Annotated in this window: 26 protein-coding genes; 14 read left to right on the top strand and 12 right to left on the bottom strand. The window is 68.6% G+C overall.

Annotated features, from left to right (window positions below; all coding sequences use genetic code 11):
• Positions 1-29: 29 nt before the first annotated feature.
• From GA0070620_RS00175 to GA0070620_RS32865, 5 genes are read right to left on the bottom strand one after another with little or no spacing between them, the layout of a single operon-like run.
• The gene (locus GA0070620_RS00175) at positions 30-524 is read right to left on the bottom strand and encodes a GNAT family N-acetyltransferase (protein WP_091587279.1); all 495 of its coding nucleotides are present in this window, start codon (positions 522-524) and stop codon (positions 30-32) included.
• Positions 524-850 carry an ArsR/SmtB family transcription factor gene (locus tag GA0070620_RS00170; protein WP_377519717.1) on the bottom strand — a complete coding sequence of 109 codons (327 nt, stop codon included), beginning with the start codon at positions 848-850 and terminating at the stop codon, positions 524-526. The genes GA0070620_RS00175 and GA0070620_RS00170 overlap by 1 nt, the downstream gene beginning before the upstream one ends.
• A gap of 11 nt (positions 851-861) precedes the next feature.
• Positions 862-2,106, bottom strand: coding sequence for a M28 family metallopeptidase (locus GA0070620_RS00165; RefSeq protein WP_197677506.1), 1,245 nt, complete (start codon positions 2,104-2,106; stop codon positions 862-864).
• Entirely contained in the window at positions 2,103-2,351 is a 249-nt protein-coding gene (locus GA0070620_RS00160; protein WP_091587276.1) for a hypothetical protein, read from the bottom strand. The genes GA0070620_RS00165 and GA0070620_RS00160 overlap by 4 nt, the downstream gene beginning before the upstream one ends.
• Before the next feature lie 14 nt (positions 2,352-2,365).
• A complete protein-coding gene (locus GA0070620_RS32865) occupies positions 2,366-2,515 on the bottom strand; it encodes a hypothetical protein (RefSeq protein ID WP_172836355.1) in 150 nt (49 codons plus the stop codon).
• A gap of 88 nt (positions 2,516-2,603) precedes the next feature.
• On the opposite strand from GA0070620_RS32865, the gene GA0070620_RS00155 reads away from it, so the two are divergent.
• The 6 genes from GA0070620_RS00155 (at position 2,604) to GA0070620_RS32495 (ending at position 7,019) form a co-directional block, all read left to right on the top strand.
• Positions 2,604-2,987, top strand: a complete 384-nt coding sequence (locus GA0070620_RS00155; RefSeq protein WP_091587274.1) for an ArsR/SmtB family transcription factor — start codon at positions 2,604-2,606, stop codon at positions 2,985-2,987.
• A gap of 508 nt (positions 2,988-3,495) precedes the next feature.
• Positions 3,496-4,182, top strand: a complete 687-nt coding sequence (locus GA0070620_RS00145) for an arsenate reductase/protein-tyrosine-phosphatase family protein (RefSeq protein ID WP_091587271.1) — start codon at positions 3,496-3,498, stop codon at positions 4,180-4,182.
• The gene (locus GA0070620_RS33335) at positions 4,179-4,841 is read left to right on the top strand and encodes an arsenate reductase ArsC (RefSeq protein ID WP_091587268.1); all 663 of its coding nucleotides are present in this window, start codon (positions 4,179-4,181) and stop codon (positions 4,839-4,841) included. Before GA0070620_RS00145 ends, GA0070620_RS33335 begins: the two co-directional genes overlap by 4 nt.
• Before the next feature lie 49 nt (positions 4,842-4,890).
• On the top strand, positions 4,891-5,637 hold the full coding sequence (locus GA0070620_RS00135; protein ID WP_091587266.1) for an aquaporin: 747 nt from the start codon (positions 4,891-4,893) through the stop codon (positions 5,635-5,637).
• A 181-nt stretch (positions 5,638-5,818) separates the two neighbouring features.
• On the top strand, positions 5,819-6,226 hold the full coding sequence (locus tag GA0070620_RS00125) for an arsenate reductase ArsC (RefSeq protein WP_091587262.1): 408 nt from the start codon (positions 5,819-5,821) through the stop codon (positions 6,224-6,226).
• A 229-nt stretch (positions 6,227-6,455) separates the two neighbouring features.
• On the top strand, positions 6,456-7,019 hold the full coding sequence (locus GA0070620_RS32495) for a hypothetical protein (RefSeq protein ID WP_157741465.1): 564 nt from the start codon (positions 6,456-6,458) through the stop codon (positions 7,017-7,019).
• 809 nt (positions 7,020-7,828) lie between these two features.
• Here GA0070620_RS32495 and GA0070620_RS00105 read toward each other — a convergent pair.
• Positions 7,829-8,608 (bottom strand): transposase family protein, encoded by a 780-nt coding sequence (locus tag GA0070620_RS00105; protein ID WP_091587259.1) that lies wholly within the window; start codon positions 8,606-8,608, stop codon positions 7,829-7,831.
• Between the two features lie 303 nt (positions 8,609-8,911).
• Between GA0070620_RS00105 and GA0070620_RS00100 the strand changes: the two genes are divergently transcribed.
• The 3 genes from GA0070620_RS00100 (at position 8,912) to GA0070620_RS00090 (ending at position 11,145) form a co-directional block, all read left to right on the top strand.
• The gene (locus GA0070620_RS00100; RefSeq protein WP_197677505.1) at positions 8,912-10,033 is read left to right on the top strand and encodes a hypothetical protein; all 1,122 of its coding nucleotides are present in this window, start codon (positions 8,912-8,914) and stop codon (positions 10,031-10,033) included.
• Positions 10,034-10,156: 123 nt separating this feature from the next.
• On the top strand, positions 10,157-10,960 hold the full coding sequence (locus GA0070620_RS00095) for an outer membrane protein assembly factor BamB family protein (RefSeq protein WP_157741463.1): 804 nt from the start codon (positions 10,157-10,159) through the stop codon (positions 10,958-10,960).
• Positions 10,951-11,145, top strand: coding sequence for a hypothetical protein (locus GA0070620_RS00090; RefSeq protein ID WP_091587256.1), 195 nt, complete (start codon positions 10,951-10,953; stop codon positions 11,143-11,145). Before GA0070620_RS00095 ends, GA0070620_RS00090 begins: the two co-directional genes overlap by 10 nt.
• Before the next feature lie 359 nt (positions 11,146-11,504).
• Here GA0070620_RS00090 and GA0070620_RS00085 read toward each other — a convergent pair whose 3' ends face one another.
• The gene (locus tag GA0070620_RS00085; protein WP_157741461.1) at positions 11,505-12,206 is read right to left on the bottom strand and encodes a hypothetical protein; all 702 of its coding nucleotides are present in this window, start codon (positions 12,204-12,206) and stop codon (positions 11,505-11,507) included.
• A gap of 95 nt (positions 12,207-12,301) precedes the next feature.
• Here GA0070620_RS00085 and GA0070620_RS00080 point away from each other — a divergent pair, with 95 nt between their 5' ends.
• The 4 genes from GA0070620_RS00080 (at position 12,302) to GA0070620_RS00065 (ending at position 14,750) form a co-directional block, all read left to right on the top strand.
• Entirely contained in the window at positions 12,302-12,757 is a 456-nt protein-coding gene (locus GA0070620_RS00080) for a DUF6228 family protein (protein ID WP_172836354.1), read from the top strand.
• Positions 12,754-13,227 (top strand): hypothetical protein, encoded by a 474-nt coding sequence (locus GA0070620_RS00075; RefSeq protein WP_091587253.1) that lies wholly within the window; start codon positions 12,754-12,756, stop codon positions 13,225-13,227. The genes GA0070620_RS00080 and GA0070620_RS00075 overlap by 4 nt, the downstream gene beginning before the upstream one ends.
• A gap of 134 nt (positions 13,228-13,361) precedes the next feature.
• Positions 13,362-14,318 carry a DUF2726 domain-containing protein gene (locus tag GA0070620_RS00070; protein ID WP_157741459.1) on the top strand — a complete coding sequence of 319 codons (957 nt, stop codon included), beginning with the start codon at positions 13,362-13,364 and terminating at the stop codon, positions 14,316-14,318.
• A 54-nt stretch (positions 14,319-14,372) separates the two neighbouring features.
• Positions 14,373-14,750 (top strand): Lrp/AsnC family transcriptional regulator, encoded by a 378-nt coding sequence (locus tag GA0070620_RS00065; protein WP_197677504.1) that lies wholly within the window; start codon positions 14,373-14,375, stop codon positions 14,748-14,750.
• A gap of 292 nt (positions 14,751-15,042) precedes the next feature.
• Here GA0070620_RS00065 and GA0070620_RS00060 read toward each other — a convergent pair whose 3' ends face one another.
• Genes GA0070620_RS00060 through GA0070620_RS00040 form a run of 5 tightly spaced genes read right to left on the bottom strand, consistent with a single transcriptional unit; the run spans position 15,043 to position 19,853 of the window.
• Positions 15,043-16,524: an SAVED domain-containing protein gene (locus tag GA0070620_RS00060; RefSeq protein ID WP_157741457.1), complete on the bottom strand. Its 1,482-nt coding sequence runs from the start codon at positions 16,522-16,524 to the stop codon at positions 15,043-15,045.
• Between the two features lie 13 nt (positions 16,525-16,537).
• Complete coding sequence (locus GA0070620_RS00055; RefSeq protein WP_091587247.1) at positions 16,538-17,032, bottom strand: Mov34/MPN/PAD-1 family protein; 495 nt, start codon at positions 17,030-17,032, stop codon at positions 16,538-16,540.
• Positions 17,029-18,294: a HesA/MoeB/ThiF family protein gene (locus GA0070620_RS00050; RefSeq protein WP_091597686.1), complete on the bottom strand. Its 1,266-nt coding sequence runs from the start codon at positions 18,292-18,294 to the stop codon at positions 17,029-17,031. Before GA0070620_RS00050 ends, GA0070620_RS00055 begins: the two co-directional genes overlap by 4 nt.
• Positions 18,295-18,308: 14 nt before the next feature.
• Positions 18,309-18,878 carry a hypothetical protein gene (locus GA0070620_RS00045; protein WP_091587244.1) on the bottom strand — a complete coding sequence of 190 codons (570 nt, stop codon included), beginning with the start codon at positions 18,876-18,878 and terminating at the stop codon, positions 18,309-18,311.
• A gap of 3 nt (positions 18,879-18,881) precedes the next feature.
• Positions 18,882-19,853 carry a nucleotidyltransferase domain-containing protein gene (locus GA0070620_RS00040; RefSeq protein WP_091587242.1) on the bottom strand — a complete coding sequence of 324 codons (972 nt, stop codon included), beginning with the start codon at positions 19,851-19,853 and terminating at the stop codon, positions 18,882-18,884.
• A gap of 212 nt (positions 19,854-20,065) precedes the next feature.
• Between GA0070620_RS00040 and GA0070620_RS00035 the strand changes: the two genes are divergently transcribed.
• Positions 20,066-21,175 carry a DUF6308 family protein gene (locus GA0070620_RS00035; RefSeq protein ID WP_091587240.1) on the top strand — a complete coding sequence of 370 codons (1,110 nt, stop codon included), beginning with the start codon at positions 20,066-20,068 and terminating at the stop codon, positions 21,173-21,175.
• The last annotated feature ends 57 nt before the right edge of the window (positions 21,176-21,232 follow it).

Genomic DNA, 21,232 nt, shown 5'->3' with positions numbered 1-21,232 from the left:
GGTGCTGGGGCGGGCGGAGCCGAAGGGGTTCAGATGATGGGGCTGCGCCGCTCGAGCAGGACGACATCGCGCCACCGCCCGTGGTGCCGGCCGACCCGCTCGCGGATGCCGATGACCCGGAACCCGGCCCGCTGGTGCAGGGCGAGGCTGGCGGTGTTCTCGGGGAAGACGCCGGACTGGATGGTCCAGACTCCGGCGGCCTCGGTGGAGGCGATCAGCGAGTCCAGCAGCAGCCGGGCCACGCCACGCCCTTGTGCGGCGGGGTCAACGTAGACGGAGTGCTCGACCACCCCGGCATAGACCGCCCGGCTCGACGTCGGCGACACCGCCACCCACCCGACCACGATGTCGTCCGCGTCGGCGGCCACGAGGCGATGGTCAGGCAGCTTGGCCGCATCGAATGCTGCCCAGGTCGGCGCGATGGTCTCGAAGCTGGCGTTGCCGCCGTCGAGGCCAGCTTGGTAGATGGCGAGAACACGATCGGCGTCGTCCGAGGTCATCCGGCGGACGGTGATGTCGGCCATCAGCAGGCTCCCTTCGAGCTCGGGGCGGGGCGGCCCATGACGACATCAGCGGCCGACGGGAAGCAGCCGACGCAGGCGTCGTTGATGCGGTAGTGCCGGGCGGTACCGACCGGCTCCACAAGCACGAACCGCACCTCGGTCAGGATCTTCAGGTGTTGGGAGACGGTGGACTGGGCGAGCCCGACGGCGGCGACGATCTCCCCCACGCTCATCGGCCGGGCACGCCGGGCCAGGTACTCCACGATCTGCACCCGGCTCGGGTCCGCCAGGGCCCGGAACCATGAGGCGTAGGCCTGCGCGGTGTCCCGGTCGAGCAGGTCGCCCACCACCACTCCCTCTATCGTTTATCGCCGATTGACGATGAAAGGCTAGCAGGTGCCACCCCGGCAAGGTGGGCGGTCGCGACAACGAGGCGGGCGATCGCGACCAGAGTGGCCGGGTCGACCTTGTCAGGGGTATCGGCAGGGCTGTGGTAACCGCCCATCCCGGCACCGATCCCGACCGCGGCGAAACCGGCACCGCCGTAGCGGCGGTTGTCCGACGCCACAGGTCCCGCTGCCAGAGGGAGGCCGGTGTGCCGGCCGGCCTGGTCGAGCAACGCAAGGAGGCGATGGGCGGGGCCACCAGCCTCCACCGCCGCCGCTCCCTCCAGGCGGCCGGCACCGTCGACGTTGATGGCCAGCGGCGCGGCCCCTTCGGCGCGGAGTTGGGCGGCATGGTGGGCGGAACCGAGCGCGCCCACCTCCTCCCCGTCGAGCAGGGCGACGGACAGTCCCACCCCGGCGGGCAGTGCAGCAGTGAGGATGCGGGCGGCTTCGAGGACCACGGCGACGCCGGTGGCGTTGTCCGAAGCTCCGGGCAGGCGCAGCCCCGGATGATCGCCGACACCGTCGTAGTGCGCGCTGAGCAGCAGGTCCATGCCGCCGGGGACCGGCTCGAGGAGCCGGGCGTGGATGTTGGTGCCGGTGACGTCGTCACGGCGCAGCGGCGTGGCACCGGCCAGCCAGCCACCGCCCGCGGTGGCGGCGGCGAGAACGGCCCGGTGGGTGTCGGGGTCGAGCGTCAGCACCGGCAGCGGCCCCGGATCGGGTCCGGCGAGCATGGTGAACTGCCAGCCTTCGGCGTCGACCGGCCGCCGGACCAGCAGCCCGGCGGCGCCGCGAGTGTCGCGGTAGGCGTCGAACAGGCTCACCTCGGCCGGCACGACGAGCCACCGCCCCGCCGGGTCATCGCTGCCCGCGACACCGAGGCCGCCACGCCGGGTGTCGGAGCTGTCGGCGGAGGCCGGGTGGATCGCGACCTGCCGGCCGAACAACAACCGAGCGGAGCCGCTCCGGTCGCCGCGTGTGACCGTCAGCGCCTCGTACACCTGCGGCACGCCACGGACCGGGAACTCCTCGACACGGACCGCCGCGCCGAGGTCGGTGAGCTGGTCGACGAGCCAGGCGCGGGCTGTCGCGCCGCCGGCCGAGCCGACGCGCCGTCCGGCCAGGGGATCGGAGGCGAGGACGGCGATCGTGGCCGTCATCCGGTCGGCGCTGACGTCGCCGAGCAGTTCCGGGAGTTCGTTCGGGGTGGTCACGAGCAGCACCCCTGTCCGGAGGTGACGGCGTCGGCCTTGGCCTGGGTGCCGCAACACGAGTCGGCGGCCTGGGCGGCCTGCCGGGTGCCGCAGCACGGGTCGCCGTTCGCAGTCTCGCCGGCTGGCGGAAGGATCCCGCCGACGGCCTGGGCGGGGCTGCCGCAGCAGGCGCCGGACCCGGTGACCTGCAGCGCGGCGGCGGGGTCGCCGGAGAAACCGCCGGCCGTGGGGGTGTTCTGGCTCATGTCGAATCCTCTCCTCAGCGGGGGCTGGTCAGCGTGTAGGCGATGGTGCGGGCACGGTCGAGACGCCGCTCGGCGCGCTGGGCCGCGGTGGACACCTGGGCACAGGAGTCGCAGAACCGCACACCAGGCAGCGGTGTGCGCGGCCGGCGGGTGAAGCCGAACATGGTGGGACCTCTTTCCTCATGACGGCTGTCTTGACGTCCGTCGAATCAGAGAGTTGCATGTTGATTAGAGAGATGTCAACCTAGAGGCATGTCAAAGCAAGAGGCACCCCTCGCCGTCATCGATCTCAACGCCGACGCGCCGTGCTGTCCCCCGCTGGCGCAGAGCCGGGTTCCCGCCGAGACGGCCGCGGTGCTCGCGCCGGCATTCAAGGCCCTGGGCGACCCGGTACGGCTGCAGTTGATGTCGATGATCGCCTCCGCCGAGGACGGGGAGGCGTGCGTGTGCGACCTGACGCCGGCGTTCGACCTGACCGGGCCGACGATCTCGCACCACCTCAAGACGCTGCGCGAGGCGGGCCTGGTCGACGCCGAACGGCGGGGCACGTGGGTCTACTACCGGGCCCGCCCGGGGATCCTGCGCCAGCTCGCCGGCTTGCTGGCGGTCGAGCCGGCCCCCTCGTCGCAGGCGTAAACCGCCGGAGGAACCCACCTACCAGCACCGATCCCCGAACGCGATCAGCGCTGAGCGCCGGATCCCGTGCGCGAGGCGACATCCGCTTCCCGCTTCCGGCCTTTTCGAGGCCGTCGGGACACGTGAGCGGCGAGGGCGGTCATGACGTGCGCGGCGTCGCGGCCGACTCCGCGCAGGGTGTTCGAGGCAAAGGATCGCTGGAACTCCAACCCGAGGTAGACCAGCCCCGGATGGGTGGTGGAGATCCCGCCCACCTGCCGGGGCGCGCCATGGTCGAGGGCGCCGAGGGGCTCGAGGTACGCGAGGTCGGGTCGGTAGCCGTACTACCGGGCGGATCGGGACGGCGCGCTCGCCGCCCTCGCCGAGCTGCAGTCCTACCTGGCGACCTGCTGCTGACCAGTCGCCGACGACCACCCGACCCTCCCCAACGCCCGCCCGACGCCCGAACCGCAGGCCTCAGGCTCCCGCAGGTTTGACTCCCGGCGTTTACTCAGCGATAGTTGAGTCAATGAACGCTGAGCTTGCTTCCCTGGCCGGGCGCGCACGTATTCACGCCGCACTCGGCGAACCCGCGCGCCTGGCGATCGTGGACGCGCTCAGCCTCGGCGACGCCTCCCCCGGCGAGATCGCCCACACCCTCGACATGCCGACCAATCTCGTCGCCCACCACGTCAAGGTGCTCACCGAGGCCGGCCTCGTCGTCCGCGGCCGGTCCGAGGGCGACCGGCGGCGCACCTACCTGCGGCTTCAGCCCGCCGCCCTGGCGGCGCTCACACCTGCCCCGCTGGCCGATGTGGGACGGGTGGTGTTCGTCTGCACCCACAACTCCGCCCGCTCCCAGCTGGCCGCCGCCCTGTGGAAGCGACGCACCCACGGGAAAGCCGCCTCGGCCGGCACCAAGCCCGCGGCCCGAGTGCATCCCCGCGCGCTTGCCGTGGCCCACCGCCACGCCCTCAACCTCGGCGCGACCGGCACGGCACACGTCAACGACGTCGTGCGCGACGACGATCTGGTCATCGCCGTCTGCGACAACGCCCACGAAGAACTCACCGGACCGGTCCGCCCCCGCCTGCACTGGTCCGTGCCGGACCCGGTCCGCATCGACACCGACGAAGCGTTCGAGGCGGCCTACGCCGACCTCGCCGACCGCGTCGACCGCCTCGCCCCCACCACCATGTTGAGAGGCACCCGATGACCGATATCAGCGCCCACCTCCAACACGAGATCACCCTCGACCAGCAGCTCGCCCTGCACACCGCCGCGACCCGGCTGGCCGACGAGTTCGACGGCATCTACAGCGCCGAGACCATCGAGCGGTTCCTGCACACCAGCTACGACCAGTTCGCCACCGCCGCCAGCATCCCGAACTACCTCCCGCTGCTCGCCGAGCGGTTCGCCCGCCAGCGGTTGCGGGCCCTCGCCCGGGTCGAGGGTCACCACCGCGACGGCCGTCCCGTGGTGCTGTTCCTGTGCACCCACAACGCCGGTCGCTCGCAGATGGCCCTGGGCTTCTTCACCCACCTGTCGGGCGAGCACGCGATCGCCTGGTCCGGCGGCAGCGAACCCGGCATCGAGATCAACCCCGCCGCGATCGCAGCGATGGCCGAACGTGGCATCGACATCTCCGAGGAGTTCCCCAAGCCGTGGACCGACGAGGTGGTCTGCGCCGCCGACGTCGTGGTCACCATGGGCTGCGGCGACGCCTGCCCCGTCTTCCCCGGCACCCGATACGAGAACTGGAACGTCGAGGACCCCGCCGGCCTGGACCTGGTCGGCGTCCGGCCGATCCGGGATGAGCTCGAGCGCCGGGTCCGCCGGCTCCTCGACGAGTTGAACGTCACCACCACCTGGTAACCATCCCCGGCGAGTCGGGGTCCCTCAGATCATGGGAGAGAACAGACTGATGACCATCGCACTTTGGCGGCGCCTGCTGGCCGAGTTCGTCGGCACCGCCCTGCTGGTCACCGCCGTGGTCGGCTCCGGCATCATGGCCGCCACTCTCTCCCCCGGCGACGTCGGCCTCCAGCTTCTGGAGAACTCCACCGCTACCGCCTTCGCACTCGCCGCATTGATCCTCATCTTCGGTCCCATCTCCGGCGCTCACTTCAACCCCGTCGTCTCCGCCGCCGACTGGTTCCTCGGTCGCCGCGCCGGAACCGGGCTCACCGCCCGCGACCTCGCCGGCTACACGGTCGCCCAGGTCCTCGGCGCGATCGCCGGATCGGTGCTGGCGAACCTGATGTTCGACCTCGCCGCCGTCGACTTCGCCAGCAAGGACCGCGCTGCGGGCCACCTGTGGCTCGGCGAGGTCGTCGCCACGGCCGGGCTGATCCTGCTGATCTTCGCCCTGGCCCGCTCCGGCCGCGCCCTGGTCGCCCCCGCCGCGGTCGGCGCGTACATCGGGGCGGCGTACTGGTTCACCTCGTCGACCTCGTTCGCCAACCCCGCGGTGACGATCGGCCGTGCCTTCACCGACACCTTTGCCGGCATCGCACCCGCTTCCGTCCCCGGATTCGTCATCGCCCAACTGGTCGGGCTGGCGGTCGGCGTCGGCCTGCTCGCCGCGCTCTACCCCGACGCCGGGCGGGCCGCCGACCAGGTCGTCGTGCCTGCCGAGGAACGCGACCCGGCACTGGACCACCGCCGATGAGCCACTGCGACCCGGAGCGCCGTGAGATTGAGGTGCGGTACCGCCACCTGCCCAACCCGCCGCGTCCCGCCGGCCGCTACCGGCTGCTCAACCGCAACAGCGACCCAGACCGGTCGTTGCCTGCGCCCCGCAACGAGGCGCCCATGAATCGGCCCTATGACCTGTACTGCAAGGAAGGCATCTGATGTCCAAGCCCAGCGTCCTGTTCGTCTGCGTGCACAACGCCGGCCGTTCCCAGATGGCCGCCGGCTGGCTGCGCCGCCTCGGAGGCAACGCCGTCGAGGTCCGCTCCGCAGGCTCCGAGCCCGCCGACCAGATCAACCCGGTGGCCGTCGAGGCGATGCGGGAGGTCGGCATCGACATCACCGCCAACAAGCCGAAGATCCTCGACTACGCCACCGCCGAAGCCTCCGACGTCATCATCACGATGGGCTGCGGCGACGTCTGCCCGGCCTTCCCCGGCAAGCGGTACGAGGACTGGAAGCTTGAGGACCCAGCCGGACAGGACCTCGCCATGGTCCGTCGCGTCCGTGACGAGATCCGCGCCCGGGTGGAGGACCTCCTCGCCGACCTCACCCCCACTGCCTGAGGCAAAGTCCACCCCACCGCCCGCCGCCGAGGATCGGTGCGGAGGGACCGAGCGAGGAGCCCCTCGCGCCCGACCCGCACCGTCTGATCATCATCGGTGTGACGGAGCCAGTGGGTGGAGATGCCCTGCATCGGCGACCCAGGGTAGGCGGTCGCCGATGCGTTTCCAAAGGTGGTCGTAGCGGCGGCTGCTGATCGGCCGGCCGTTGCGGTAGCGCAACAGCCGGTCGGTGGGCAGGACCGCGCCCGGTGAGGTAGCCGTCGGCGATGGCCCGGCGGTAGACGGCGCGCGCGGCCGCGATGACGTGCTCCCCGGCGTGCCGGCCCTGCCGACCGGTGCGTCGGGAGCAGGCGGTGGCGGTGACCTGACGCATGAGGGTCTCGATGTCGCCGGCGGTCACCTCGTCCAACCGCAGATGGTCGAGCGTGGCCGCCATGCAGTTCCAGTAGGTACGGCGGGTACCCGGGCTGGCCGCAGCCTGGACGCGGGGTACGTACTCGGCAACCGTCGGCATACGACGCGCCGGCTCGGGGTGGACGGCAAGGTCGGCCGGGGTGAGTCCAAGGTGCGCGAGGATCTGCTGGGCGATGACGGATCAGCCGGCATGGGAAGGACCTTTGAGGACGGCGGCGTGGTGGTGTTCGAGGGGTGCACGACGAGCAGATCGCGCGCCGGGATCGCCGCCAGCAACACCACCTGGTGCGAGGTGATGCCGCACATCTGCCGGGCCGCGATCGGCAGGGGTAGCGCGCCGCGGGCGCCGACGGCATGCTCCCGTCGGGTGCGGCGGTGATCAAGAGCATGCCGTCGGCGACGTCGATGTGGAGGCGGTGACCGGCAGGCCAGCCCAGCGCCCGCAGCAGCGCCCGGGCGGCCACCCGCCCGTCGGCATCGGGGCGGGCCATGTCGAAGCCGACGCCGTTGACCGGTTCCCGCGCAGCTGGGACGGCTGCGGGCAGCTCCGGCACGGGGCTGGTGGCGGTGCCGAGCGCGGAAGCGGGATGGGGATGACCGCACCGATCAGCTGCTCGTCGAAGCGTCGGCGGGAAGGTTGCCGGGCGGCCGTCATGGCGACCGCCGAGGCCGTTTGCGCGGCCTCAGCGCGTGGCACCGAGGGCCCTGATTTTCGATGTTCGCACGGACGCTACGGAGTGTCCTCATCGGGAGCCACCAGGGTGGTGAGCTCCCGTGACCTCGCACGAAGACTGGTGTCCGAGGATCAACACAAACCAAAACCCAACCGGGTCCGACGCTGTCGGCGTCGATCCAGTTGATCTAGCGGCTGATCACGGCGGCGTTCCGGTCTCGACACCTTCACGGTGGAGTGGCTCCTGGGGCGCTGCCTCACCAGCCTCATTGATTTGTGACTCTTCTCCCCTTCTCCGCCTTTTTCGGCTCTGCATAGAGCTTACCCACCGCAGTCCGCGGTGTCCCATTTGGTCACTCTATAGGGGTTACGCTGCAGAACCTTCCTTCTGCAGCCATTGCGCGATGGCGCGGTAGTCCGCGTCGGTGAGGCCGCGGCGCGGGTGCATGCGTCGCGTGGGTACGGCCCTGTTCGGACCAGTCGATACCGACGCGGAGAACAGTGAGCCCTTTTCATCATGAGTAGGGGCTGGTCTCGACGCGGTGCAGGACGAGGATGGCCTGCACGATCGCGGTCGCGCGGCGGGGACAGCAGCGCAGCTTGGTCAGGAGCTTCCAGGTCTTGAGCGTGGCGATGGCGCGCTCGCCGCGGGCGCGGACACGGGCATGTGCGCGGTTGACGGCCTCCTGCCGGCGGGACAGCTTCGGCCGGTAGCGGTGGCGCTTGAACGGCGTGCGCACGCTCCCGCCGGCTCCTTGGTAGCCCTTGTCCGCGAACGTCATCACGTCCGCGCTGCTCAGCGCGTCGATGATGCCGTGAACACGGGCGGCGCTCAGGTCATGAATGGCGCCGGGCAGCGCAGCCGATGCCCAGACCAGGCGACCCGCAGCGTCCGCGATGACCTGCACGTTCACGCCGTGCCGCTTGTGCTTCCCGGAGTAGTAGGGCCTCTGATCGGCGACCCGGTCGATCGGGATCAGCGTGCCGTCGAGGATCGCGTATGCCAGCTTGCGGATGCGCTCCATCGCGGTAGCCAGATCGTCGGCCGCTGCGGCGAGCAGGTCGACAGCTTCGCGGACGTAGCGCCAGGCGGTGGTGACGCCAATGCCGAACCCGGCTGCGAGGCGGGTGTAGGTGTCGCCGTTGCGCAGGTGGGCGAGGGTGAGCAGGGCTTGCCGACCGGGGTCCAGACGCCGCCACCGGGATCGACGCTGCCGACGGTGGCCGCGGATGCACTCGGCGAGGTGGCTCAGGGTTCGACTGGACAGCGGAATCGTGGCGGGGTAAGACAGCACGGCGAGGCTCCCGGTCGGGGCATCGGATCTTGGTCGACTGCTGTCTTACCTGGAGCCTCGCCCTCATCGATCTCCGGGTTACCCACACCCGCCGTGACCAGCACGATCACGATGAAAAGGGCTCAGTGTCGACCGCGTCGGCATGGGCGGCGAGCCGGCCCCGGCAGGGTTTCTTGTTCCAAGTGGTAGGTGCTTATCTGCACTTGGCCTGGAGGTCAACTAATCCGGGGAGGGTTTGCTGCCTGGCTGAAGTGCCTGGCATGATGTGGGCATGATCGAAAGAATCGAGTCCTCCGTCCGCCGGTGAGCGTGACACCCGAGCCTGGACTGCTCGGATCCCAGCTTTCGCTGTTCAATTACGCGCTGCGATCGCATCGAGAGAATCCCGATACGCCCCTTTCCCGTGATGGCGAGCCGTATCCGGATGACGAGCAGCATCGAGGTCGGAAGTCTCGTCCTCGAGCGTCGGAGGATCGGCGTCGTGAAGGTGCTGACGTCGCTACGGTCCTGGATGCGCATTTTGCCAAGCGATCCGCCGTGCCAGGCGATCTCGCCGGGGCGTTCCATGACCTTTATGTTCCAATCCATCCTAATGATCACATCGCGGCTGCGGCCTGTCGCGTGGATGCCGACCGTGTCCGGGCAACCGGTCGCTGGCTTGTCCAGCACGCCACCGATCGCTGCGCTGCGACTGTTGGCCTGGCCTTGCTGGCCACCCTCTGGGATGACGACGACCTTCCGCTGATCAAGACGATCGGCTTGTTGTCGAACCGCTTCGGTCCGCTGGCCGCATGCGCGCTGGAACGGCGGTCGTGGTGTGGCGGCTCGGAGGCGTTGCTGTGGCTGGCCGAGCGGGTCACGGGCTGGGGGCGTGTGTATGTCGTGGAGTCGTTGTGCAAGGTTGGCAGCGCTGCGGCGAGGCCTTGGATGCTGCGGCGTGCGTGTGATGGCGACTACCTCAACCGCTACTTCGCCGGAAAGGTCGCCACCGCAGCGCACCTGCATGAGGCGATCACCGCAGCGAAGCCCGACAGCGAGCTGGTCGATCACACCGGCCTGCTGCTGACCATCATGGCTGACAGCGGCGGCACGGGCATCACGCTCGATCACTACCCGCCCGCCGCCGCCGTCTTGCAGGCCCACTGCGAACACGCCAGTCGTCTGGAGCCGTCCGTGGAACGCTTTTTGATCGCGGCGCAACTGGCTGAATATCTGCATCAGCCTTCGGCCGGACGAATAGCTTGGCCGGAAGGCCGGCGGGAACAAGTCGTGGCCGGCTACCTTTCCCTGCTGAATCGCGAGGGCTGGTGCGCGGTCGCCCGTGCTGGGCTGGCCGCCGGTGACCACCGTGTCACCTGGCTTGCCGGGGCGCTGGCGCCGGGCCTTGGGCTTCGAGCGTTCACCGACGCCGTCAACGACGAGTAGGCCCCGGAGGCCGGCGAGAACCTGCGAGGTTCCCGCCGGCCTGCCGTCAGGCGCCCTCTCGCTCGCTCGTTGACTCTCCGCATCAACATTGCAACGCGCTTCAGTGTCTGGTTCGCTCGCTGGGTGATCTTCGAAGCGCGGTGGCGGCGGCAACTGCACCAGCATGGTTCGTCCAGCGCGTTCGGAGGCTGGGCAGCCGCACCCGACCTGATAGTGGTTCATGAGCGTTCCACGCGATTGGTCGGTGTCGATCTGCGTGATGGCGCCACCGTCTGGGATGCCCCGTTCGGAACCTGGCCACGGGCGGTGGTGATTGTCGGCGACCGGTGCCTGGGAATCGCACAGAACATTCCCCAGTTGGTGTGCTTCGACCTGTCGTCTGGTCAACGGTTGTGGAGCGCCGACCTTCCCGGGTTCACTGGCCATATCGTCTCCGCTGGAGGCGTTGTGCTGGTGGGTGGCTGGAGGGGCTACACGCCACTGATGGCGTTCGACCTGCGCGATGGGGCACCGCTCTGGCGCTCTCCCGGCCGGGTCACGACCGTGGCTCCGATGGCTGTCGGTGCGCAGGTGCTGCTCGCCGATCCGGCTACCGGCGAGATCCGGTTGATCGATCCCCGTGACGGCAGCCAGGTCAACGCGTGGTCACTACCGGAGCCGGTGGTCAGCGACGATTCACGAACGGTGTTCGCGACGCTCGAGGCGCGGCGGCTCCTTGTTGCCAGCGCATTGGGAGCCCAGTGGAAATCGATCTTGCGGCACCCGGCACCCGCATGTTTTCAACGACCGGAGCGGGACTGCCGAGAGCGGCCCTCGTCGTGGGTGGCCTCGTCTGGTTGCCTGCGGCCGACGGCCTGGTCGCGATCGAGTCCAACGCAGGCGAGGTGCGTCAGCGGGTACACATCGACAACCGGTTGGTGGGGCTGATCGAAACGGCTTTCGGGTTCGTGGCAGCGCACCGCACGGGCGTCCTTATCGGGATCGACCATGATGGCAATATCTGCGGCCGACTGGTCGTCGACCGGCAGATCGCCGGCCTGTACGAGCACGAGACGGCCGGCGCGCTTCTCTTCGGAAAGGGCACCCTGACCGCCGGAACCCTCCAGGCGTGAGCCGCTACTTCGTGACCGCTTCTCAGGATGGCGAGCCGTCCCGTGCATGAATATGGCGCCCGCTCGGCGAGGAACCCGACGATGTGTTCCGGTGTTCCATGTTGCGGACGGCTGCTTCGGAAACGCCCGTCACGGATCGCCCCGTCGTGGGTTCTGTCGGTCGCCAAACTCGACCGTCGCCGACCGGGACGCCGGTGTCCCTGTAGCCCAGCTCGACCACGTGCTCGAACTGGTCGTCGCTGAAGCAACGCCATGCCGATCGAAGATCGGCATCCATCGCAAGGAACGGCTCGCCGTTGGTCCAGAGCCGGCCGATGTGAACCCAAGACCCGATCATCGCCGATACCTGCCCTGAGCAGTCATGACCATTCACCCAGCGCGGCTGCGATGGCCAACCGGTGCTCGATAGACGCGCCAGCACCGCGGAAACTGTGCTGCCCGAGGCATGTCGGCGCCCCGTCGCGGTCGGCCCACTGCTGCATTCCCCAGAAGCGTCTGCTCGCCGCAAGCAGTTCCCCCGCCACGTCCTGTCGACGACGGATGGCACCGACCGCGGTGATGGCGCCCGCCACGATCTCGGCGGCCTCTGCGGGCAGGTCGATATCGCCAAGCGCTGGCAGCACCAGCAGCAGTCGCTGTGCCCAGTCGAGCGTCGCGGCGCCTTGGTCGGCTACCACGACAAGCTCCGGCCAGGAAAGGCCCGGTCCGCGGAAGTGCCCTTCCAACATCGCCAGCGGAACAGGGCCGTCGAACGCGTCGCCAGCGAGCATGTAGTCCCAGCCGGCGTCGCCGTCGAAGTTGCGCCATACGAGATGAATACGATGGCCGCTGGCCAGGTCGACCGTGAAGACCGGCCAGCGATCAGGCATGCTGAGTTGAGTCAGCATCACGTCGGTGTCCGCCGGGTCGATGTCGAAGGCATCCACTGCCGTGCTCGCCCCGCCAACCGCCCACAGCAGCGCGGGCCACACCGCGGGCTTGTCGAGCCACGCGGTGGCGTCGAACAAGGTCGACGGATCAGGCGCGGGCCTGAACCCGTCGAGGTAGCCGGGAAGCATCACCGCTGCATCCTGGCAGCAGACCGCAGCGCCGGGCAACGTCTTGCCTACCGCATACACGCAGGCGAACGGCTCTGACGAACCGATATCGTCGCCGGATGCGCCACGCCCCTGCCGACCCCGACGAACTGGTCATCCGCTGCGTCGAAAACCCCGACGCCACCGTTCGACTGTATGACCGGTACTTCCCGGATGAGTACGGCACCGGGTTCTCGGTCGAGCTCCAGGCGGATGGGATGCGTGCGCGCTTCAGCCCTGTAGAGGTGTGGGTCTGGGACGATGTCGACCTGCCCGACTTCGTGGCGGGACTGGCAGACGACTTTCGGGGCTGGACCGGGAAACGTAGCTGGTCGAGCAACCATCTCACGGTCGACGCCAGCTACCACTCCCGTGGCTGGGTGGACCTACGATGGACACTTCAACCGTGGCTCACGCGCGCGGACGGCTGGTCGGCGTCGGTTACGACGTGGGTCGAAGCCGGTGCGCAGATGAGCAGACTCGCTGGCGACCTGCGGCGGTTCCTGCCCGACGTGCGAGCGAGGCAGGGCGAATGACGGTGTATATCGCCAGCTATCGGGAGTTGTTTGCCCTGGTGGCAGCCCGTCCACGGATGTATCTGCCGCGCGACGATTTCGCCACCGTCGTCGCCTACGTCGAGGGCTGTGACCAGGGCAATGCACGTGCGCTGTTGGCCGGCTTCCGCGAGTGGCTCATCACCCGTGCCGGCTGCGGCGACAACCTCGTGTGGTGGGCGCTCGTGCAAAAACTCGCGCAACCAGAGTCAGCCGACGGCGCTGAGAACCTTACGCCCGATAACGACATCGCGGCCAAGCAGACGCTGTTCCGACTGCTGGACGAGTTCCTCGAGCTACGCGACGAGCACGACGGGCTGCAGCGGATCTACGCGGCGTATCAGCAGTGGCGCACCGCGCGGGCCGACGACGGGTGCGCTGCCTCCGGGCAACCGGGCTGCCCCGTGGCGTTGTGGCCACGACCGCGATCCCGGACGGAGAGCCACAGGTGACAGCCCATGTTCTCGACGACCCGGCCAGTCATCGCTGCAGACTAGAGCGGTCACCGCCAGAAACCCAAGCCGCTCGGCAAACGTCGACACGAGCAGGCCACCACTCAGCCCTCGGCCTCTGCTATGCAAGGACCGTGAACGAGCAAGGGCGGCTGCACGCCGTGCTGGTGAATCGATACGAAAAGATCACCGACCGTCTGCTGAGTACCATCGCCGCCGAGAACGGCGACCGCTTACTGCCGAAGGTGCGCGTCGCCGACGTCATCGACGTCGACTCGTGGCCCGGAAACGCCCGATGGACAGGACTGGCCCAGCACTTCGACTTCGTGATGGTCGACGCTGAGACCTCCGCGCCGAAGTTCGCCGTCGAACTCGACGGCGCGCATCACTGGACTGACCCGGAAACCCGACGCCGGGACATCGTCAAGGACCAGCTGGCCGAATGGGCCGGCCTACCGCTGCTGCGGATCACCAGCGACTTCACGAGAAGGCGTGGCCGCTGGACCGTGCTCAACTACGCGGTAGGGACGTTCTACCTGTCTGAGGCGTTCGCCGCGGCGCAGGCCTCGGGCGTCATTCCCTTGGATGAGCCGTACGTGCCGTTCATGTTTTGCATCCCGAACGGCAGCGGTGGGTTCGACGTGAACGCGCTCGACCAGCAAGCACGAGTGATGCTGGACGGAGCGTGTGACGCCGGCCGGATCCCGTCGCACGCTCCTGACATGTTCGGGACGCGGGACCCGGCGACCGGCGCCATCCAGTCGCACGCCTGGATGGCGGTCGCCCGCAACCGCTACCTTGTCGCGCGAGCCCGGGTCCGTGACTTCCGGTTCCAGGGCATCTCCGCGAGCGAGCTGGCCAGCCAACTCGCTATAGTCGACATGGCCGACCTTGCTCGTGCGTGGATGGTCGGAGAGCCTGTGGCGTGCGACGGCCGTACGCTGCACAAGCACATGGTCGAAGTGCAGCAGGCGATCGATGCGGGTGGCTTACGCAGATCAGAGACAAGCGGCGCCTTGGAACCCGGTGGCCCCGTGCCGATAAAGATCACGACCCGGTTCCAGGGGATTCGGTCTAACAGGCCCGTGTGAGCCCCGACCCCGACAAGTCCGTTCCGTTCGCCACTGCGCACCACGGGTACCGGTGTGCGGTGGCGACGGCGAAGACCTCGCTACCGCGCCTGCCTACGACGGGTACGCCGCCTGGAGGCCGAAGGGGTCATCACCGGTTACACGGCGGTCGTCAACCCGGCCAAACTCGGACGCGGGTTCGAGGTCCTCCTCCACGTCGACCTGGCGCCGATGGCGTTTACCGCGGTGGAGGCGTTCGCACACCGCATCGCCGCGATGGACGAGGTCGTGGAGCTGCGCCGTATGTTCGGTATCCCGGACTACCTGATCCGCGTCCAAATCGCCGACATGGACGCCTACGAACGCTGGCTGACCACCCAGCTGCTGGGAGCCCCCGCAATCGCCCGAGCCGACTCCCGCATGACCATGAAACTGATCAAACCCGCACGGTAACCACCCAGGTCGGCGCACGGCTTCGCGGACCCCAGTTGGGTATGCCTGCCGGCGATCCGAGGCAGCGGTCGAGCGGTCAACCGCATCATGCCTACAAGACGCCCTCGATCCCCGCCGCGGTCCAGCCGGTCAACCACTCGGACACCTCCGCCAGGTCTTCGGTCTGCCAGGGCCCGTCGAAGTCGCTCACAACCACTCGTTGATGGCGGCGAGGTGGACGGTGGCTTCGTAGCGGACTGCGAGTTTGATGCCCCGGGCTGCCGATGCACCAGCGGAGTCCGCCGACCGCCAGTTAGGCATCGACCTCGAACGCCGGGACGTAGCCACGCCCAGCGCCAAGGTCTTCATAGACCGTTGTCTGGGCAACCCGGTTCCACCGGTGTCCGAGCAGAAGCGCAAGGCCGCCGGGCCCGGCGAGGAAGATGTGGACACGAGCGGCGGGCTTGCATTCGAGGTCTTGGCGGATAGCGTTGCGTAGCGCCTGGGCATAGGCGACGGCCTCGCCGGCGCCGGCGACGGACTGATCGTGTGCGCCGTCGGCGGGCAGCAGAGTGAGAATCCTGTCGATCGGGAGGTTCGCGTCGGTGACGTGTCGGGAGACCGCGGTCGTCGGGTCGACGCTCATGCCGATGGCCACGGCCAGTTCGTTGCCGTTGCCGACAGTGGTCGTGACATCGTCGGGGGCGGAGACCGGTACGTGTTTCGCGTTCGACGTCCAGGCAACGCCGTTCTGCAGGTAAGTGATGGTGGTGCCGCTGACCTGGGCGAGGCGTGCGCCGACGGTGAAGAAGGTGGCCTGGCGCATGAAGCCGCGTAGGACGATGTCGTTGTTGCCCTGGACGGTGAGGGTGTCGACGGCTTGGTCGATGTCGTTGCTCATGGTCGCCCAGTCGGCTGGGTCGCGTGGTTGGCGTCGCAGCGGTGGCGTGTCGCCGTCGTAAAGGTCGACCCAGTCGAGGACGACGGTGGCGTCGTCGGGGTGCGGTTCGCGCTTGATCGCCTGGACGAGAAGTACGGCGCGAGGGTCGTCGGCGCGCAGGTTCACTCGCTCCACCTCCTTGCGGATGTCCTCGCGAGTGAGGATTCGCCTGCCTTCGCGTACCCATTTGTCGATGAGGGCAACACCGCGATCAAGGGCCTCGTTGTCGGCTTGAAGTCCGTTAGCGAGCATGAGTGCCTGTGCGCGATCCTTCTCACTGCTGACGGTCAGGCCGACCTTGAACACGAGTCCGTCGAGCATCGCGAGCACGTCATCGCGATCGCATTGCAGGTGGCGCGCCCATTCATCGATGCGGAGCCCCTCCGGAGAGTTAGGACTTGCGAGGCGTGCCGCCGGGTTGAGGCAGTCGGAGCGTCCGTCGACGAGGCTTAGCAGCGGATCGATCGGGTCGAGAGCGCGGTTGGTGGTCAGTTCCAGGCTCGGCGGGACGTCGTCTCGGTCACGCAGCAGTTTCCAACTTCCGTGGAACTTCTGCAGCAGCGACTTGCCCTTCTTCGGCACGCCGGTCAGGTAGCCATCGTTGATGAGGTCGGCGGTCTTGGCCGCCCACTTCACCTGCGCGTAGCGGTGACGGTCGGTGATGGCGCGCAGGATGACGTCGTCCACGTTGCCGGCCCCGTTGACTTCGATCTCCAGTTGGTTGTACCCGGCGTTGGGCTGGAGGACGCGCAGGGCGGCTGACCAGGCGATGAGGTCCTGGTAGTAGAACCCGGATCGCAATGCTCCGACACGGGACAGCGAGCCAGCGGCAGGTTCGGGTTCGGGCGAGGTCATCGGTGGTCCTCCGTTAGGTCGGGCGTTGGTCGTCGGTGACCAGGACCAGGGGGACGGCGACCGCGTGGTTGCCGAAGCAAGCCCATGCGTATGCCGCTGGCCGCTCCCACTGGGGGTTCGCGACGGCGATGATCGCGACGACGGTCTCGAAGCCGAGGTCGGGGTCCGCGAGCAGCCGCGCGTATGTGGCGAGGTCGCGTTCGCTCGGAACCGGGGCGGCGGCGAGGTGGGTGTGCCATTCGCCGACCCAGATGCTGCCATCGCGGGTGAAGGCGTCGTGCGCGAGTTGCTGGGCGTGCCCGAGGTCGCGGAGGAAGAAGGCAGGCTGCCGCACGGCCGTCGGCCCGGGGCCGCCGGCGACCCGGATTTCCGCCACGCCGTCGTGGACGTGGCCGAGCAGGATGCCGCCGGTCTCGTTTCCGTCCTGGGAGCGAGTGCATTCCTGCCTGATGACGGCGTGGGCGGCGGCGGTGACATGAACACGCTGGACGGGCGACTCGACCGTCACGGTTCCTCGCAGGTCGGGCAGCCGGATACGGGCGGGCGAGCGTCCAGCCAGCGCAGTTCTCCGGCGCGGGCCAGGTCGAACGGCGGCGGCCAGCCTGGTTTCGGGCGGAGCGCGAGCAGTCCGTGATCGCCGGGCAGCCGCTGGTCCGGGTGGCCTGCACATTCCAGGAGCGTGGCGACGGCGGCCTTGGCGGCGAGTTGGCCGACCAGGTGGAGGTCCGACCCGACCGCGGTCATAGGCCGGTGGCGGGTGCCGGTGCCGTAGCCGGCGTCCAGGGCGGGCTCGGGATCGATCGCTCCGGCGTCGGTGAGAGCCTGCCGTTGGCAGACCAGGCAGCCCCGGTCCGGCCACGGCCGTAGCCGCAGGATCTCACCGATCCCGCCGTCTTCCAGCACGCAGGCGAGTACGGCCTCCAGCCCGGCGCGGCGGGCCAGGTGGCTGACGACCCGGCGCGGGGCGACACCGTCGGCGGTGCACACGACGAGGTCGCTGCGGGCCAGCAGCGGTCGAACCTTGTCGGCGTCGCGGATGACGTCGAGAGCGTGCGGCTCGATGTGAATGTCGGGCCGCAGTTTTTCAAGGTCGTCGCGGAGGGCGAAGACCTTCATCTTGCCGACCTGCGCCGGGCCGCTGACGTGACGCACGAGGTTGTGCCACAGCAGGCGGTCCGGGTCGACGAGCACCAGCCGGCCTACGCCGTAATCGGCGAGGGCGTGCACCGTAGCGCCACCGATACTGCCGGTCCCGACGACCGTTACCGTTGCTGCGGCCAGCGGGTCGACCGGCCACTGAGGGACGAGTTGCGCGTCGCCGACGACCTGCGGTTCGCACGCCACGTCCAAGGGTTTTACGCCGTCGGCGGTCACGAGCCAGGCCGCGAACTCGGCGACCCCGGCCCCCGGATGGTCGATCTCCGCGTTGGGCGCATACGTCAACGCGATGTAGTCGCTGCGGCCCGGGTTCTTGAACCCGGAGCGTACTTGCTCGGCGAAGTACGCGACGGTCAGCGCGCTCTGGCGGTGTCCCGCGGCCATCCCATGGACGTGGAGGTCCGCTGTGGCTCGGTACCAGAAGCCCCCTTGGCGAGCTTCGCCGGAGTTCAGGAAATGCGTACGCGGCGTCATCCCTACGGGGAGGGTCAGCCCCTCCTTCACGGAGATCGCGCACAGGTAGCCGACGTTCTCGGCGTCGGAGACCCTGAAGGTCGCACTTCCGTGGCTGCCCGCGGCACGCAGTCGGTCAACGCCCTCGCGCGGGACCATGACCAGTAGCCGGTTCACGTGGCGCCATCCAGTTCACGCTCTGCCGGTTGATCACCGATAGCCTCGATGGCCTTGGCCGCGACCGCGATCAGGTGATCGGACTGCGCGTCGTCGACGATGCCGTGCAAGGTCATTGCCTCGATCACGCCAGCCTTCATCAGCGCGTACTCCACCCGCCAGCCAGCCGCTTTCAGCAGCAGGTCCAGCACAGACCCGCGGCCGTTCCATGTGGCATCGTCCTGCAGCAGACACAGGCTGCCGTTGCCGTTGACGTGCCACTTGTGGTCCGCGCGCTGGGCGATCCCCGGTCTCGGATCACCTGGATAGATCAACGGCGCGACCATCGGGTAGGCGTGCCCGTACACGAGAAGGGCCTCCAGCCCCTCCTCGCCGACCAGCGCCGGTAGGCCGGCGGGCTCTGGCCGGTCGAACGGCCACCGAGGCAGCCGCCCAACCCATGCGCCCGCGCCCTCGTCGACCCACTGCAATCCGGGAAACCATTTTCCGATCTCGGCCTCGTCACGGGCGAGCCGGCGCGGCTCGCACTGCCACCACGTCAACGCGCCGCCATCGTCAGGTGTCATCGGTCAGCCCTGCGGGGCGTCCTTGATCGGCCGAGGAACGATCAACGCGGGTCCGGTCACGGCCGGGCTGGCCTTCTTCTTCGCCGGTGCCGGGAAGTCCTCGCCGAAGATCTCCTGCCAGGCCCGCAGCGCGTCGTCCGTGTCGCCGGCCGCCGCATGTTCGCACGCGCGTGTGGCAATCTCCGACGCCTCCTCCAGCGCGGCCCGAAGGCCGATCTTGTCCAGGTCCGGCTGGATCAGACCGCAGTGGCCCGCCGGGTCCTCGATCGGCGTGTTCACCCGCACCGCCGCGGCCGTAAAGAACGCCCGCAACGCCTCGGCCCGACTCCCGGAGCGGGGCATGCATTCGAGAGCCAGGACCTCGATCAGCAGCGACTTGATCTTGCCCTCGACCTTCACGGAGCGACGCCAGTCCTTGAGGACGCGCACGATCGGCCGGAAGTACGCCCAGTCCGCATGATGGCTGGCCACGCGCCGGATGAGGTCCTCCGGGTCCGCGGTCACCCACGTCTGCGACAGCGCCTCGGGGATCAGCAGCGTGCCATCGGCCTGCCGAAGCGCCGGCATCGTGTCGACGGTGAATGCCTCCGGGTCGTCCGGGTCGTCGATGAAGCACTTCACCGCGTGGTTGCGCCAGCGGGCCAGCCGGACCAACTTGTCGATGGTGCCGTTGGTCGCCCCCAGCAACGCGTTGACCCGCCCCCGCGTGTAGTCCAGGGCCTCCTCGGCCGAGTCGCCGGGCTGGCCCCAATCCGGGTGGTCGTCCTCCGCGTACACGACCACCAGGTCCACGTCGTGGATTGGCTTGAGTTGTGTGCTGCGGCGCAGCGAACCCGACCCGAACACCTCCGCGACGTCACTCTCGGCCTCGAACGCCTCCTTGAATATGTCACGCCGAGCGCGGGCCAACACCACCTGCAGCCGCTCGGCGTCCACGGTCTTCTGGAACTCATCGAACGCCTCGTCTACGCCCATCTCTCTCCTATACGGTCAAACCATCGCATCGGTGAGCGACCGCCGGGCTCATCGGTAACCCACGGTCACCAACCTCGCTGGCGGGCCGTCCATTCCCGACTTCGCCTCGAAGATGCCGACCGTACCGCCGGGGTACGACATCCAGTCCGGGATCACGCCTCGCCTGCTGGCCTGGTGTCGAGTCGTGGGTTCCGGCGACCTGGGTCCAGTGGATGCTGACGAGGGACGACCACATCCGCAAGGCGGGCATCCCGAACATGGCCAGCGGCAAGTGGGCGCTGAGCCGGTGGACCTGGCAAGACAACCTGATGTTGGCCTGGTACGGCCTCGACACGGATTTCAGCGTTCGCCTCTACCGTCCAATCGCCGGCGGCCCGGTCCAGTGGGGCGTCGATTTCGAGCAGCCGGTGCGCGAAACCCCGACGGTTTCGACACGTTCGACCTGCTGCTCGACATTACGACTTGCCACGGCAGGGTCGTCCGTCGATCTTCAGGAGACCAGCCCGTACGGTGTCGCTGTGACTACTGCTCTCCCCGAGATGGTCATCGACCCGGCAGCGGCAGGGTTTGACGGTGACGTGCTGGCTCCGGTGCCCGTGACGGATGCAGCCCGACGAGTGCTCGCCTTTTGCACCGAGCCGCGCAGCGGATGGGTCACATACCATCTCGCCGCCCGCAGCACTCATACCTCCGGCCTGTTCGATCAGGTCACCACCTGGTCACTGCTCTACGCCAACGCGCTCGCCGGCCGAGTAGACATCGAAGACGTGGCCGGATTCTCCCGTGACCGCCGACGCGATTTTGCAGCCCGAGTTGCCGCCGTACCGGAGGACACCGACCTGCACACGATGGACGACGACGGCGTAGCCACGGTTGTCAACCTGTGCCACTTCGGGTACCACGGTGTCTGGGGGCCCAAGATCACCAAGATGGGTGCCCTGTATCGGCCCCACGCGGTTCCCGTGCTCGACGGACACGTTGCGGAGGTGTTCGGCTTCAACCGTGAGGGCTTCTCGAACAAGGCGCGCCAGCACGGCCTGGACCGCCGCGAGCGCATCGACAAGGTCGTTCGGGCCTTGGCGATCTGGATTCGCATCCACCGCGCCGAGATAGCGGCCCTGCGGGATGCCGTGACACCAACCGTTCCCGAGATCCACGACCTACCAGACCTTCAGTTGATCGACATCGTCTTGTGGACATCGCAGGACGACAAGCCGATATACCGGCGGCCCGGCCAAGGTAAACGATGGATCGACCGGCCAGTCGGCCAGCATGTCACAGCCGAGGAGTTACGGCCTGAACCGATCCCCGCAGCCAAATAGTCACTCGCTGGCGTAAAAGTTGAACCTTGGTCAAGGTCCATCCGTGAGTCGCGGCTG

This window comes from Micromonospora krabiensis (assembly GCF_900091425.1).
Taxonomy (GTDB): domain Bacteria; phylum Actinomycetota; class Actinomycetes; order Mycobacteriales; family Micromonosporaceae; genus Micromonospora; species Micromonospora krabiensis.
This window is presented reverse-complemented; position numbering and strand designations above follow the sequence as displayed.